Source organism: Streptomyces altiplanensis (assembly GCF_053591575.1).
The window spans coordinates 1-13,995 of record NZ_JBSFUB010000023.1; the positions used below are offsets into that span (position 1 = coordinate 1).

The 13,995-nt window shown below is 71.5% G+C and carries 13 protein-coding genes and 1 pseudogene; 7 read left to right on the top strand and 7 right to left on the bottom strand.

The window, feature by feature from the left end; translation table 11 throughout:
• Positions 1–148: 148 nt before the first annotated feature.
• Positions 149–1,669 (bottom strand): alpha/beta hydrolase, encoded by a 1,521-nt coding sequence (locus tag ACWD0Y_RS13450; protein WP_450260488.1) that lies wholly within the window; start codon positions 1,667–1,669, stop codon positions 149–151.
• 90 nt (positions 1,670–1,759) lie between these two features.
• Between ACWD0Y_RS13450 and ACWD0Y_RS13455 the strand changes: the two genes are divergently transcribed.
• From ACWD0Y_RS13455 to ACWD0Y_RS13470, 4 genes are all read left to right on the top strand, one after another.
• Positions 1,760–2,698, top strand: coding sequence for a helix-turn-helix domain-containing protein (locus ACWD0Y_RS13455; protein WP_450260489.1), 939 nt, complete (start codon positions 1,760–1,762; stop codon positions 2,696–2,698).
• A gap of 184 nt (positions 2,699–2,882) precedes the next feature.
• Positions 2,883–4,562, top strand: coding sequence for an aspartate-alanine antiporter (gene aspT / locus ACWD0Y_RS13460; RefSeq protein WP_450260491.1), 1,680 nt, complete (start codon positions 2,883–2,885; stop codon positions 4,560–4,562).
• Between the two features lie 14 nt (positions 4,563–4,576).
• Positions 4,577–6,280 carry an aspartate:alanine exchanger family transporter gene (locus ACWD0Y_RS13465; RefSeq protein WP_450260493.1) on the top strand — a complete coding sequence of 568 codons (1,704 nt, stop codon included), beginning with the start codon at positions 4,577–4,579 and terminating at the stop codon, positions 6,278–6,280.
• A gap of 35 nt (positions 6,281–6,315) precedes the next feature.
• Positions 6,316–7,968, top strand: coding sequence for a bifunctional aspartate transaminase/aspartate 4-decarboxylase (locus tag ACWD0Y_RS13470; protein ID WP_450260495.1), 1,653 nt, complete (start codon positions 6,316–6,318; stop codon positions 7,966–7,968).
• Here ACWD0Y_RS13470 and ACWD0Y_RS13475 read toward each other — a convergent pair.
• The 4 genes from ACWD0Y_RS13475 to ACWD0Y_RS13490 all read right to left on the bottom strand — a co-directional run bounded on the left by ACWD0Y_RS13475 (position 7,935) and on the right by ACWD0Y_RS13490 (position 11,091).
• On the bottom strand, positions 7,935–8,360 hold the full coding sequence (locus tag ACWD0Y_RS13475) for an alpha/beta hydrolase fold domain-containing protein (protein WP_450260555.1): 426 nt from the start codon (positions 8,358–8,360) through the stop codon (positions 7,935–7,937). The genes ACWD0Y_RS13470 and ACWD0Y_RS13475 overlap by 34 nt on opposite strands.
• Before the next feature lie 40 nt (positions 8,361–8,400).
• Entirely contained in the window at positions 8,401–8,739 is a 339-nt protein-coding gene (locus tag ACWD0Y_RS13480; RefSeq protein WP_450260497.1) for a GNAT family N-acetyltransferase, read from the bottom strand.
• 201 nt (positions 8,740–8,940) lie between these two features.
• The gene (locus ACWD0Y_RS13485; protein WP_450260498.1) at positions 8,941–9,591 is read right to left on the bottom strand and encodes a 4'-phosphopantetheinyl transferase family protein; all 651 of its coding nucleotides are present in this window, start codon (positions 9,589–9,591) and stop codon (positions 8,941–8,943) included.
• Between the two features lie 264 nt (positions 9,592–9,855).
• Positions 9,856–11,091, bottom strand: coding sequence for a benzoate/H(+) symporter BenE family transporter (locus ACWD0Y_RS13490; RefSeq protein WP_450260499.1), 1,236 nt, complete (start codon positions 11,089–11,091; stop codon positions 9,856–9,858).
• 384 nt (positions 11,092–11,475) lie between these two features.
• Between ACWD0Y_RS13490 and ACWD0Y_RS13495 the strand changes: the two genes are divergently transcribed.
• The gene (locus tag ACWD0Y_RS13495; RefSeq protein ID WP_450260500.1) at positions 11,476–11,697 is read left to right on the top strand and encodes a DUF3072 domain-containing protein; all 222 of its coding nucleotides are present in this window, start codon (positions 11,476–11,478) and stop codon (positions 11,695–11,697) included.
• 330 nt (positions 11,698–12,027) lie between these two features.
• Here ACWD0Y_RS13495 and ACWD0Y_RS13500 read toward each other — a convergent pair whose 3' ends face one another.
• Entirely contained in the window at positions 12,028–12,897 is an 870-nt protein-coding gene (locus ACWD0Y_RS13500; protein WP_450260501.1) for a YhjD/YihY/BrkB family envelope integrity protein, read from the bottom strand.
• Between the two features lie 129 nt (positions 12,898–13,026).
• Here ACWD0Y_RS13500 and ACWD0Y_RS13505 point away from each other — a divergent pair, with 129 nt between their 5' ends.
• Together ACWD0Y_RS13505 and ACWD0Y_RS13510 are read left to right on the top strand one after the other, a co-directional pair.
• Entirely contained in the window at positions 13,027–13,248 is a 222-nt protein-coding gene (locus ACWD0Y_RS13505; protein ID WP_450260502.1) for a hypothetical protein, read from the top strand.
• A 90-nt stretch (positions 13,249–13,338) separates the two neighbouring features.
• Positions 13,339–13,602 (top strand): annotated as a pseudogene (locus ACWD0Y_RS13510) (isocitrate lyase/PEP mutase family protein); the annotation flags it as partial.
• A 7-nt stretch (positions 13,603–13,609) separates the two neighbouring features.
• On the opposite strand, the gene ACWD0Y_RS13515 reads toward ACWD0Y_RS13510, so the two are convergent.
• On the bottom strand, positions 13,610–13,822 hold the full coding sequence (locus ACWD0Y_RS13515) for a DUF4287 domain-containing protein (RefSeq protein ID WP_450260503.1): 213 nt from the start codon (positions 13,820–13,822) through the stop codon (positions 13,610–13,612).
• Positions 13,823–13,995: the final 173 nt, after the last annotated feature.

Below are 13,995 nucleotides of genomic sequence, written 5' to 3' on the forward strand. Positions count from 1 at the left end.
CCCGCGAGACCGCGGCCCGTCTCGGTCTCCCGGCACGGTGGCGGGAATCAGCCCTGCGCGGCGGCGCGGAGCGCGAGGAGCAAGGGGAAGGCGGCCTTCGGGCGGTTCTCGCGCGGCTCCCGGAGGACGGCGGTCGGAGCGGCCCGTCTCAGGCCGTCAGGTGCGCCAGCACCGAGCGCATCGCGCGGTGCACGGCCTCGCGCGACTCGTCGGTCGGGTCCAGCACCTCGAAGTTGTGGTGGCCGTTCGGCACGTCGATCACCTCCACGTCGGCTCCGCGGTCCTCGGCCGCGGCCAGGAACTCCGCGACGGTGGCGGCGATCTCGGGCATCTCGAGTCCCGCCCGGGTGAGCACGAGGGGCAGGCCGCCCGCGGCCACCACCGCGTCCGCCGGGCGGAACCGCCCCTCGGGCAGCCCCCAGTTCGGCAGCGGCGCCATGATCGGGTAGCTGGCCGCCAGGCAGCGCAGCCACGCCGGGGGCGCCTCCAGCCAGTCCGCCGCCATCGGGCCGCTGCCCGAGAAGAACCACAGTGCCACCCGGTCCGGGTCGACCCGCGGGTCGGCCCGGACCAGCTCCACCGCGGCGGCCGTGTCCGCGGCGGCGCGCTCGTAGTCGGTGACGTCGTGGAGGCGGTGGTCGAAGGTCACGCCCACCGCGCCCTGCCCGGCCGCGTACCGGGCGTACCCCGTCAGGGCCGGCCACTCCCGCGGGGTCGGGCGCGCCCCGGCGGGCACCGGGCCGCCGTGCACGAAGACCACCGCCGGCCGCGGGCCCTCGGCCGCGGGCAGGTACAGGTCGACGTTCCCGGTCCGCTCGCGGGCGGGTTCGGGCAGGTCCAGCAGGAACGGCCGCAGGTGCGGCGGCGGTTCGGTGGTCCCGGCCGGCTTCAGCCGGTGGCCCTCCCCCGCCGCGGCGCGCAGCAGGACCTCCGCCAGCTCTTCGGGACAGGACAGCATCGGCCAGTGCCCGGTGGGGAGTTCGAAGAACGTCACGCGGGGTCCGGTCAGGGCCTCGAAGGCGGGGTCGCCGAAGTTCACCCGTATCTGGAGCATCTCGATGCCCGCACCGTTACCGGTGCACAGCACTCCGGTGACGGGCACCGCGGCCACCGCGCCGGTCAGCCGGAGCGGCTGGAGCAGCGTGCCCAGCGGCTGCGGCGCGGCGCGGGCGGTGAGCCGGTCCAGCGCCTCCCGGGGGACGCCCGCGGTGCTGCCCCAGCGCTGCCACTCGTCGCGGGCCGGGGGCGGCAGCTCGCCGGCCGCCCCGCCCCCCGCGGCGCGCTCGGCCAGTTGCTCGCGCAGGGTTTGGTCGGGCACCGCCGCCAGGGCCGGGACCCCGTCCTGCGGCATACCGGCGTCCAGGTAGACGATCCGGGAGACGCGCTCCGCGCGCCGGTCGGCGGCGCCCAGCACCGGGTGGATGCCGTAGTCGTGGCCGACCAGCACGATCTCCCGCCCGGCTGCGGCGTCGACGGAGTCGATCGCCGCCAGCACGTCCACGATGTGTGTCTCCAGGTCCGTGCCGGGACGCGCGGGGCCGCTTCCCGCGCCGAGTCCGGTGAGGTCCGGCGTGTGCACCTCGGCGCCCGCCGCGGCCAGTCGCGCCGCCGCGCCCTCCCAGACGTGTGCGCCGGTGAACGTGCCCGGCACCAGGATGAATGCGGTCATGAACCTCTCCTCAGTACGCCGTCCGCAGCCTGGCCCGATGGCCGTCCGCGCTCGCCGGTACGGTAGGAACTCCCCCTGAGGGAGATTCAAGTGTTCACGTCGCGCGACGGCCTGTGCAGTATCGGCGAACTCGCCGAGCACGCGGGCGTCACCGTCAAGACCGTCCGGTTCTACTCCGACCGCGGTCTGCTGCCGGAGGCTTCCCGCAGCGCGGGGGGACACCGCCGCTACGGCCCGGAGGCGCTCGACCGGCTGCGCCTGATCCGTTCGCTGCGCACCCTCGACCTGCCGGTTCCCGAGGTGCACCGGATTCTCGACGAGGAGGACGCGGCGGGCAGGGTCCTGGAGGATGCCGTCGCCGGGCAGTTGCGTACGCTCGGCTCCCAGCTCAGGGCCCTGCGGTGGCGGGAGGCGGGGCTGCGGCTGGTGCAGGAGTGCCCGCCCGGGGAGCGGGCCGACCGGCTGCGGCTGATCGGCGCCGTGACCACCCCGCCCAGCACCGAGGCGCTGGCCCGGTTCTGGCGCGCCTGGCTGCCGCCGCGGATGCCGGCCCGGGCCACCGCCGCGTTCCTGGAGGTGGCAGTGGTGCAGCCGCCCGACGACCCGTCCCCGGCGCAGGTGCTGGCCTTCGCCCGTCTGTACGCGCTGGCGGCCCGCCCGTGCGGGAGCGTGGAGCACTGCCAGCCGGAGGCGCACAAGACCGCGGGCAGCCGCGGGTCGGCCGTGCTGTACGCGGGCCTGGCCGAGGCGTACGAGCTCGCGGGCGGGCAGCTGCGGCGGAACCGGGCCCCGGCCCCGGGTGAGGCGCTGGACTGCTTCGTCGCCGCGTACGCGAGTGTCTACGGCACCCGGGACACTCCGGAGTTCCGTCGCCTGCTGGCCGGGCAGCTCGCCTCCGATCCCCGGATCGACCGGTACTGGGAACTGGTGGCCGAGGTCGCCACCCCGCCGGGCGGGCGGCCGGAACCGACCCCCGGAGTCGCACACGACTGGCTGCTTGAGGCCCTGGACGCGCGGACGGCCGCGTAGCGGGCTCATCGGAGTCCGCGTCGCCCGGAGAGGTTCTTTCCGCTCCGGGCGAAGGGTCCTGGCAGGTCTCCCCCGCCAGGGCCGAACGGAGGCATGCCCGCTCCCCGGCGAGCGGGACCGGCATGGGGCGGCTACATTCCTGAATTGTCTTAGTTTGACTGCCTCATACAAATACCGAGGTGCCATGGGTGTACTGCGCGCTCATCCAGAGCTCGCCCTCTTCCTCTGCCTCGCAGCCGGGTACCTCGTCGGCAAACTGCGCATCGGCCCGATCACGCTGGGCGGCATCGCCGGGACGCTGATCGTGGCGCTCCTGGTGGGAGCCTGGTCCGAGGTGAAGGTGGCCGACGACGTGAAGACGGTGTTCTTCGCGCTGTTCATCTTCTCCCTCGGGTACATGGGCGGGCCCCAGTTCTTCGCCAACCTCAACCGCAAGGGGCTCAGGTTCGGCGTGCTGTGCCTGATCGAGCTGGTGTGCGTGGTCTCGATCGCGCTCCTCCTCGCGGAGGCGTTCGACCTGGACGTCGGTACGGCGTCCGGCATCCTCGCCGGCGCCGCCACCGAATCCGCCGTGGTCGGTACGGCGACCGAGGCCATCGGCAAGCTGGCCGGCCTGACCCCCGGCCAGGTCACCGAGTACCAGGGCAACGTGGCCACCGCGTACACCGTCTGCTACCTCTTCGGCCTGATCACGATCGTGCTGTACTCCAGCCAGATCATGCCGATGATGCTGCGGATCGACCTGCGCGAGGCGTCCCGTGAACTGTGGGAGAAGATGCGGGGCGGCGAGGGCGCGCTGGAGGAGGACGAGCGGGAAGCCCTGCCGGGCATGGTCGGCCGTACGTACGCGGTGACGGCCGGCGACGGGATGACGGTCGGGGAGCTGCAGTCCGCCCGGGGCGGCCTGGTCACCGTCGAGGCGGTCAAGCGCGGCAGCAGGATGCTCACCCCCGGGCCCGGCCTCGAACTCTCGCTGTCCGACCTGGTCCTGCTCGTCGGCCGCCGGAGCGAGGTCATCACGGCGGGCCGGCAGCTGGGCCCGGAGACCCCCGGCATTCCCGGCATGGACGCCCCGCTCGCCACCAAGCAGGTCGCCGTCACCGAGAAGGCGACGGACGGCCTCACCATCGACGCCGTACGCCGCCGGCACCCCGAGTTCGGGCAGTCCGGTGTGTACGTCACCGAGGTGCTGCGCAACGACCAGCACCTGCCGGCGTCCGGGGACACCGTGCTGCGCCGCGGCGACGTACTCAGCCTGGTGGGCGCCCGCTCCGGGCTGGACCGGCTGGTGAAGAAGATCGGGGCGGTCGTCAACAACGACGCCACCGACTTCGTCTACCTCGGCCTGGGCATCGTCGCCGGCTCCCTGCTCGGCCAGGTCGTCGTCCATCTCGGCGACATCCCGCTCTCCCTCGGTACCGGCGGCGGCTGCCTGATCTCCGGACTGGTCTTCGGCTGGTTCCGCTCCCGCAGACAGACCTTCGGCGCCTTCCCGCCCCAGGCGGCGACCACCCTCAAGGACATGGGGCTGGCCGTCTTCATCGCCTGCACGGGCCTCACCTCCGGCCCTCAGGCCGCTCCGCTCCTGAAGGAGTACGGAGCCCTGCTCCCGTTCGCGGGCGTGGCGATGGTCCTGATCCCCGCCACCCTCTCGCTGGTCGTCGGCCTGAAACTGCTGAAGATCGAGAAACCGCTGCTCATCGGGGCCATCGCGGGTCAGCAGTGCTCGACCCCGGCCATCACCGCGATCAGCCAGACGGCCCAGAGCACGGTGCCGCTCCTCGGGTACACGATCACCTACACCCTCTCCAACTTCCTGCTGCCGCTGACCGGTCCCGTCCTGGTCGGCATTCTCGGCGCCTAGGGAAGGGCCCCGATGTGATCGACTTCCTCGACCGGAACATCTTCCAGCCCCACCCCGAACTGCTGGCCTTCATCACCGTCGCCTTCGGCTTCCTCCTCGGGAGGATCCGCTACAGGGCCGTCGCGCTGGGCACGGTCACCGGCTGCCTGGTCGCGGGCCTGGTGCTCGGCGCCCAGTTCGAGGTCGAGATCGACGACACGGTGAAGAGCCTCTTCTTCATCATGTTCCTGTTCGCCCTCGGCTACCGGGTCGGCCCGCAGTTCTTCCGGGGCCTGAAGAAGGACGGCCTGCCTCAGGCGATCAACGCGGTCGTGGTCTGCGTGACGGGTCTGCTCGTCTGCTGGGGCTTCGCGACGGTGCTCGGCTACGGGCCCGGACTCTCCGCCGGCCTGCTCGGCGGCGCGCTCACCCAGTCCGCCGTCATCGGTGTCGCCCAGGACGCCATCGGCTCCCTGCCCGGCTTCACCCCGGGCCGGCTGAAGACCGAGGAGAACCTGGTCCCGGTCGGCTACGCGGTGACGTATCCGCTCGGCACCGTCCTCTGCGCCGTCCTGCTCGCCGGCGTCCTGCCCCGGCTCTACCGCCGGGACCTCGCCGCCGAGTCCGCCGTGCTCGCCAAGGAGCTCGACTCCCCCGACGAGAACCCCGACCTCGGTGAGGGGTACTACGAAGTGGTCCTGCGCGCCCACACCGTCCAGCGCCCGGACCTGGCGGGACGCACCATCGACGACTTCGAGCACCAGCAGAGGGAACTCGGCCGCCGCATCTACATCACACGGGTCAGACGGGACGGCGCGATCATCGACCACACCCAGCGGACCACCCTGCGCGAGGGCGACGTGGTCGCCGTGTCGGCCCTGCGCCACGACCTCGTGGAGTTCGACCCCCGTACGCACATCGGTGACGAGAGCGACGACGTGGAACTTCTCGGCTACCGGACCGAATCCATGCACGTCGTCGTGTCCGAGAAGGCACACCTCGGCAGAACGATCGCCGCACTGCGCCGCGAGCCGTTCATGGCCGGCGTCTTCGTCGACCGGCTCTACCGGTCCGGCTCCGAGTTCCCCCACCGCCTGTCCACCGAGCTGGAGCGCGGCGACACGGTCGTCCTCACCGGCCCGAAGCGCCTCGTCGACCCCGCCGCGAAGGAGATCGGCAAGCCTGTTCCGACCAGTTTCGCCACCGACATGACCTGGGTCGGCCTCGGCATCTTCCTCGGCGGCTGCGTCGGCATCCCCGCCCTGACCGTTTCCGGGGTCCCGATCAGCCTCTCCACCTCCGGCGGCGCGCTCATCATGGGCCTGGTCTTCGGCTGGATCCGCGGCAAGTACCCGACGTACGGCAACGTCCCGCCGGGCGCCCAGTGGTTCATGGACACCTTCGGTCTCTGCCTCTTCGTCGCCGTGGTCGGTGTCAACGCCGGGCCCGGTTTCACCTCGGGCCTGGCGGAGGCCGGCTGGGGGCTGCTGCTCTTCGGCGCCGTCGCGACCGTCGTCCCGCTGGTCGTCGGCTTCCTGGTGGGGCACCACATCCAGAAGATCCGCTTCCCGGTCCTGATGGGCGTCCTGGCCGGCGGGCAGACCACCACGGCCGCGATCGGCGCCGTCAACGAGGCGTCCCGGTCCCAGATCCCGACGCTCGGCTACACCGTCCCGTACGCCGTCGGCAACGTCCTGCTGACCGTCTGGGGCGCCGTCATCGTCCTTCTCCAGCACTGACCCGTGTCCCGCGTACGAGCCACAGAGGAAAGCCCATGCCCAAGACCAGCTTCTCGCGCGAGGAGATCCAGTCCCTCGCGCGGCTCTCGCCCTTCGAGCTGAAGGACAAGTTCATCCAGCTCGCCCAGGTCACCCAGGAGGACGAGCCCGGACAGAAGGACAAGTCCGGCGTCCAGATGCTCAACGCCGGCCGCGGCAACCCCAACTGGGTGGCGACCGGGCCGCGCGAGGCGTTCTACGCGCTCGGTTACTTCGCCCTGTCGGAGTCGCGCAGGGTCTGGACGGCGGACAACCTGGGCGGCATGCCGGAGAGGCAGGGAGCGGGCGCCCGCTTCGACGCCTTCGTGCGGCAGCACCCGGGCCTGCCCGGCATCGAGCTGCTGGACACGTGCGTGCGGTACGGGCTCGAACGGTTCGGCTTCGACAAGGACGCCTTCGTCCACGAGCTCACGGACTCCATCACCGCGGACAACTACCCGGTTCCGGACCGGATGCTGACGCACGCCGAGAAGGTCGTCCGGGCGTACCTCGCCGACGAGCTGTTCGACGGGCGGCCGCCCGGGAACAACCGGCTGAGCCTGTTCGCGACCGAGGGCGGCACGGCGGCGATGTGTTACGTCTTCGACTCGCTGATGAAGAACGGGCTGCTGGAGAAGGGCGACCGGATCGCGCTGATGGTCCCCGTGTTCACGCCGTACATCGAGATCCCCGAACTCGACACGTACGAGTTCGACGTCGTGCACGTCAGCGCCGACCTGTTCACCGAGGTCGGCGTGCGCGAGTGGCGCTACCCCGCCGAGGAGGTCGCCAAGCTCGAAGACCCCTCGGTCAAGCTCGTCTGCCTGGTCAACCCCTCCAATCCGCCGTCACTGGCGCTCAGCGACCGGGTCATGGGCCAGATCAGGGACATCGTCGCGACGAAGAACCCGAACCTGATGATCGTCACCGACGACGTGTACGGCACCTTCGTCGAGGGCTTCCGCTCCATCGCCGCGGACCTGCCCCGCAACACCCTGCTCGTCTACTCGTACTCCAAGCACTACGGCGCGACCGGCTGGCGGCTCGGTGTCATCGGCCTGCACGACGACAACGTCATCGACGAGATGATCGCCCGTCTCCCGCGGGAGACGAAGGACCGCCTCGACAAGCGGTACGGCACCCTCAGCCTGGAGCCCGGGAAGATCAGGTTCATCGACCGCCTGGTCGCGGACTCCCGTCAGGTCGCCCTGAACCACACGGCGGGGCTCTCCCTGCCCCAACAGGTGATGATGACCGTGTTCTCCCTGTTCGGCATGGTGGACGAAGGACAGGCGTACAAGCACAAGGTCCGTGCCATCGTGCGGCAGCGGCTCGGCCTGCTGCTCGAAGGCGCCCGGATGCGGATCGCGGACGACCCCGGGCGCGCGGGCTACTACGTCGAACTCGACCTGCTGGCCGAGGCCGAGCGTGTCCACGGCAAGGACTTCGCGGCCTTCCTGCGGAAGGAGTACGAACCCGTCGACGCTCTCTTCCGCCTGGCCGAACAGACCCATGTGGTCCTCCTCAACGGCGGCGGGTTCGACGGCCCCGAGTGGTCGGTCCGCGTCTCCCTCGCCAACCTGGACGACCTCGACTACCTGAAGATCGGTCACCACCTGCGAGCGATCTTCGACGACTACGCGGCCGAATGGCGGGCGTCCGGGGCGTAATCCGCCGGGCGTTCCGTTGCGGGCATGGTCTCCCGGGTGAGGAAGTGGCCCCGGGCGGACTGCCGGTACGAGGGGGTGTCGAAGCGGGCGTCGGTGACGGGGCAGAACAGCACCTGCTGCACCAGTCGCACCTCTCCCCGCTCCTTGGCGAGCGGAGTCAGTCCCGCAACCGGATTGCCTCCCGCCGATTCGCCCACCGCGGCCATCCGGCTTCCGTCCAGACCGGTCTCGCCGCCTCGCTCGCAGATCCGCTTCGCGACCGCGCAGCACTGCTCGACGGCCACCGGATACCGTGCTTCAGGGGCACGGCCGTACTCCACGAAGACCACGGCGGCGTCCGTGCCGAGGGCGAGCTCACGTACCAGGCGCTCGTGCGTGGCGGCGTTCCCCAGGCCCCAGCCCGGCCGACGGCCGTCCTTGCGCGGGGAGCGATCAGCCGAGCTCCGTGCGGAGCCACCGCAGCACGTCGGGGGTCACGGAGTCGGTGATGTCGCTGAACTCGTCGTGCTTCTGGAGGTACTTGGCCACGTAGGGGCAGACCGGCACTATGCGCTTCCCCGAGGCGCGGACGTCGGTGAGCGCCTGCCGCACGAGGTGCGAGGCCAGGCCCCGGCCGGCGAAGGCGTCGTCGATCTCCGTGTGGCAGAAGACGCGCTGATCGCCGCGGTCGCGGTATGCGGTCAGGCCGGCGGCCGTACCGTCGAGCAGGATCTCGTAACGGTGTCCGGCATCGTTGCGCTCGACGGTCGGAGTGCTGGCGGGCTGGGTCACGGGGGGGCCTTTCAACTGGGCGCCGTGGTCACGGCAGGTTCTTGCGTGGTCTGGTGGTGGCGTTCAGCGAAACAGGGGCGGGAGGGTATTCCCCGCCGTGCCCGTCGACGGCGCCGGACCGGTCGAAGACGTTCCGTCAGCCGCCCCGCCCGGACGGTTTCCTTGGGCGCTGCCTCGTCACGGCCATCGCGTCCTTGGCCGTCAGTGGCGTACGGCGACGGCCGCCGCGTGGTGCTCGCCCACATCGGCGTCGCCGATCCGCCAGCCCGGGAGGTCGGCCCCGGGGACTTGTGCCGTGCCCAGGTAGTCGGTGGAAAGGCCGCGCGCAAGCCCGGTGCCCAGCCCTTTCAGGTACGCCTCCTTGCGTGCCCAGGCCCGGGCGAACGCATGGGGCCGGTCGGCGTCCTCGTACCCGGCCAGTTCCGCGGTCTCCCGCGGATGCAGCATGGCCGCGATCTCCTCGACGGTCCCGGGTTGCGGAACCTCCTCCACGTCCACGCCGACAGGGGTTGCGGCGAACCCCAGCAGCCCGAGACCGGCACTGTGCGAGAGCGAGAAGTGGACCGGCTGCCCCTTCACGGCCGGCCGGCCGTGCGGCCCGCCGCACGACGGGCAGTCCAGCCGGATCAGGGGTATGTCCTGGGGTTCGGTGTCCAGGTAGCGGCTGAGCAGCATGCGCAGCGCGACGTGCACCGCGACGTACGTGTCCCGGTCCCCGGCCCTGCGGAACGCCTCCGCCCGGGCCGTCTCCGCGGCGTCCAGCACACCGGCCCGGGCCGTCGCGACTTCCTTGAACTCGGCTGCCCGTACCAGCCACAGCTGCGGTGCTCCCCCGGCCGGAGGAAGTGTCACGGGCTCCTCCCACCCCTCACCGCGGAGGGGCTGAGGAACGGTTTTCGCCAAGATCGTCATGTGTGCAGGATAGGCGCACGGGAGCAACAGCCCACGGCCGATGGACCGTTCTCACAGGACGCGGCCGCACACCATGACGCCCGTCCCCTCTGCACGGCAACGGGCAGCCGGACACCGGCCGAACGGCCGGGCCGGAACCACCCGCAGGTCCGCCGGTCCAGCCGGGCAAGGCGCCGGCGGGGGCCGGCCGAGCCGACGGGTCCGCTACGCCCTGGCGCCCTCTGCCTCCTCCGGCCGCTGCTGTACGGGAGCGGTCCTGTCCGGCCTCCGCCGCCGGCCGGCCACCACGGCGGTCAGTACGCCGGCGCACAGGCCCCAGAAGGTGGATCCGATGCCGAGCAGGGTGAACTCGGAGGCCGTGGCCAGGAAGGTGACGACAGCGGGCTCGCGCATGTTCACGTCCGCGAGCGAGGACGTGAGGGAGCTGCCGATCGTGCCGAGGAGACCGATTCCCGCGATGCCCAGCACCAGCGCCTGGGGCATGGCGGTGAGCAGCCATCCCACGGCGCCGCCGAATACGCCGATCAGCAGGTAGAAGACGCCGGCCCAGACACTGGCCATGTAGCGCTTGCGCGGGTCCGGGTGCGCTTCTTCTCCCGTACAGATCGCCGCGGTGATCGCGGCCAGGTTGAGCCCGAAGCAGCCGAAGGGGGCCAGCAGGAAGTTGACGCAGCCCGTCCAGGTGAGCAGGGGCGAGACGGGGGTGTCGTATCCGGCGTTACGCAGTACGGCGACGCCCGGCAGGTTCTGCGACGCCATGGTGACCACGAAGAGGGGAAGGCCCACACCGATCAGTACCTGCCAGGAGAACTCCGGGCGTACGAAGGAAGGTGCGGCCAGCGAGGCGTGGAATCCACCGAGTTTCCACGATCCCTGTACGCCGGTCGCCATCACACCGGCCACGAGGGCCACGATGACCGCGTACCGCGGGAGCCACCGCTTGCCTGTCACATAGACGGCGAACATGGTGAAGACGACGAGGAAGTTGTCCTCCATCTGACCGAACAGTCCGGTGCCGAACTGTACGAGCACTCCGGCGAGCAGCGCGGACGCCAGGGCCACCGGGATCCTGTCCATGATCCGCTCGAACCAGCCGGTCACTCCGCTGAGCGTGATCAAGGCGGCCGAGAAGAGGAACGCGCCCACGGCCTCCGCCATGGTCACCCCGTGCAGGCTGGTCGCCAGCAGGGCGGCGCCGGGGGTGGACCACGCCGTGACCACCGGCGCGCGGTGGCGCAGCGACAGGCCGATGCACGTGATGCCCATCCCCACGCCGAGCGCGAGCACCCAGGAGTCGAGTTGGGCGGTGTCCGCGCCCGCGGCCCTGGCGGCGGTGAGGACGATGGCCACGGAGCTGGTGACCCCGATGAGCGTCGCGAGGAAGCCGGCCGCGACCGCGGTGACCGGCGCGGCGGAGCGTATGGCCTGATTCAGTTTCATGGTCGGTCGTTTTCCTTGCTCTGTCGCGGCCTGCCGTGCGGCTGCACCGATGAGGGAGAGCACCGGAGCGACCGCGATGGTGCCGAGCCCTCCGTGAGAGAAGACCTCAGCACCATAGGTGGCGCCCGGGGGTGCGGTGCGCGGCACCGTCGCGGTCGTGGGCTCGGCCCGCCGCAGCCCCTGCACACCGCTGACCGTACGTACGGCACGGAAACCGGCCCTTGCCTTCCCCTCGTCGCCCTGCTGACGAAACCGGCGACCAGCCCCTCTGTTTCTCCTTCCGGACCTGGGTCTGCGCCGAACGGGGCACCCGCGTTGCGCCGTACGGAGCGGGACCCGCCCGTGGCGGGAGCCCGGCAGGGGATGCGGGGTAGTGGACCGGACATGAGCGAACAGGACCCGGAGAAGGACGTCGAGGAGTGGGTGACCGGTGACGAGCCGGCCACCGGCGCGCAGCTGAGCTACCTGCACACCCTGGCCCGCGAGGCGCACGAGGAGGTTCCGCAGAACCTCACGAAGGCCGAGGCGTCGCGGATGATCGAGCGCTTGCAGCACGCGTCGCCGCGAACAGCCGGGCCGGAGGGGAACAAGGGCGGCGGCGTGTGAACGAGGAGGCCGGAGGCGGTCGCCGTCGGCCCGGCCCGGCCGCCTGCCGTCCGTCGTGACCGGCCCCGCCGACCATCCGTCGTGACCGGCCCCGCCGGCCGTCCGTGAGCGGGACCGCTGCGGCGATCCGGCCCCCGGCGGCGAAGGGGAGGTGGTCGAGGACCTCGCCGTACGGCCAGTCCTTTGCCCCGTGGAAGCACAGGGCGGTGGGGATCGGCGCCCGGCGCAGGTCCGCGGCGTGGGACCCGCCCGCCGCCATGGGCCGGGAGCCGGCCCGGGCGGCTCGCCCGGGCCCCCTCCCCGTGCGCTTCGTACGCGGGGCGGGGGCCGTCAGTCCGGCTCTCCGGGCCCCGGGGCCCGCGTGCGCCGTACTCGCCGTTCGTGGACCAGCCGCCCGACCATCGCCCCGCCGTACACGACGAATCCCACTCCCACCAGCCAGGACTGGAGAACCAGCACGGTCCCGATCGGGCCGTACGTCACCGCGTTCGACGCGATCAGCGGCGAGAAGACGAACTGGCTGAAGATCCGCAGCCCCAGTAGCCCCACCGCCGTCGCCACGGCCCCCGGCGCGAGCGCGCGCCAGCGGATCCGGCCGCAGAGCAGGAACCGCTGCGACCACCAGAAGAAGAAGAACAAGCCGATGAGGTCACCGCCGACGACCAGTACCGTCGCGACCACGGGCGACTCGTCGGGAGCGGGCGTCATGACGAAGAGCAGCAGGGCGGCCACCAGCCCGGCCAGCCAGACGACATGACGCCACATCGTGTGCCACCGCGTCGTCGGCAGGTCCCACACGCGCTCGTACCCGGTCTGCACGGCGGATCCGAACGTCACCCCGAAAGCGGCCAGCGCGGCGAGACCGAGCGCCGTTGTCTGCTGCAGCGCCTGGCCCGGCCGGCCGAACAGTTCCTTCACCTCCTCCTGCGACCTCTCGGACACGCCGAGCCCCGCCACGATCCACCGGGCGAAGCCGCGCCCGCTCGCGAGGTCGGCCGCGGCGACGACGATCAGCAGCGGCACCAGGGTGAGGAAACTCAGTGCCGCGAAACCCATGGCACGGTGCATGAGTTCCACCTCGCGTCCCCGGGCCCAGGTGAGCGCGAGGACCGAGGCCCGCAGTCGCCGTTGGAGTCGCGGGAGCCGGCGTCCGTGCTGCGCGGGGCGGCCGTCGTGCGGCACACCGGGTTTCGGGGGCATGCCCGGTCGAGTACCCGTAAGCGCCCGCATCGCCTCCAGCGTGCCTCCGAACGGGTGCCGTCCGCGCGTCCGCCCGGGTGGCCGAAGAACACTGGTGCTTCGAGGGCGTCGGGTGGGTAGGTTCCGCACATGACCGATGTCGTGGACGCGGATGAACTCCTGCGACGTGTGCGCAGGGCTCGTGACTGGGCCGGGCAGCAGGAAGAGCACTGGCGGGCCCGGTCGGACACCGTCGAGGCGGGCGGTTCCCGGGACGCTCCGGCGGCAGAGATCTTCGCCGCCGCGTACGAGGCGGTGCGGAAGGTACTGGACGAGGTGATCGATCCGGGAGCGAACGACCTCGATGGCTAGCGGAGCGGCCGGGGCCGGCCGCCGACGGGGCCGGGCCGGGAGAAGCAGGGGTGGTGTCGCGGCACCTTTGGGGTGATCTGCCGCAACCGGCGCCGGATCCGGGACGTCATCGGCAGCAAACCGCTGCTCTTCAACCAGATCGCGGGCGGCAAGTCACCACGTCTGTCACTCACCGAGCTGGCCGGGCTCGGGGTCGACGTGGCGATCTACAGCACGCCGTGCCTGTTCGCCGCGCACCACGCGATGGAAGAGGCGATGACCGGACTGAGGTCCGCCGACGGGCGTCTGCCCGTTGCGGAGGACGGCGGCGGCATCGGTGCCGGCGCGCCGGGAACGCACCGGCGCACCGGATGACGACCGCTCACTTGCCGCTGTCCTCCGCGAGGGTGTGCGCGACCAGCGCGTTGGCATGGCCGTGCCCGAGGCCGTGCTCGGTCTTGAGCCAGGCGACCAGTTCCATGTGCTTGGTCAGCGGCGATGATCGGATGAGGTCCTTCCACTCCGCGATCGGACGACCGTACTTCTGCTCGATCGACGGAAAGTAACTGGCGGGACCCTTCACGGACTCGTTCATACGTGCAGTTTGACACTGGTGTGCGGGGACGGGTCCGTTCCCCGCAGAATTACGCCCAGAGAGCAGCGCACCAGCCGTAAAAGTCCGGCCCGGGCGACAAGCCACCCCCGTCACGCGGTCGTCGAGCCGGGCCTGCCCGGCACATTCGCCGGTGACGACCAGGCGGAGGTACA

Bases quoted from the DNA above. Each gene is read 5' to 3' on its own strand.
- ACWD0Y_RS13450 (WP_450260488.1), bottom strand. From the start codon at position 1,669: ATGACCGCATTCATCCTGGTGCCGGGCACGTTCACCGGCGCACACGTC.
- ACWD0Y_RS13515 (WP_450260503.1), bottom strand. From the start codon at position 13,822: ATGAACGAGTCCGTGAAGGGTCCCGCCAGTTACTTTCCGTCGATCGAG.
- ACWD0Y_RS13505 (WP_450260502.1), top strand. From the start codon at position 13,027: ATGACCGATGTCGTGGACGCGGATGAACTCCTGCGACGTGTGCGCAGG.
- ACWD0Y_RS13490 (WP_450260499.1), bottom strand. From the start codon at position 11,091: ATGAAACTGAATCAGGCCATACGCTCCGCCGCGCCGGTCACCGCGGTC.
- ACWD0Y_RS13470 (WP_450260495.1), top strand. From the start codon at position 6,316: ATGCCCAAGACCAGCTTCTCGCGCGAGGAGATCCAGTCCCTCGCGCGG.
- ACWD0Y_RS13500 (WP_450260501.1), bottom strand. From the start codon at position 12,897: ATGCCCCCGAAACCCGGTGTGCCGCACGACGGCCGCCCCGCGCAGCAC.
- aspT (WP_450260491.1), top strand. From the start codon at position 2,883: ATGGGTGTACTGCGCGCTCATCCAGAGCTCGCCCTCTTCCTCTGCCTC.
- ACWD0Y_RS13495 (WP_450260500.1), top strand. From the start codon at position 11,476: ATGAGCGAACAGGACCCGGAGAAGGACGTCGAGGAGTGGGTGACCGGT.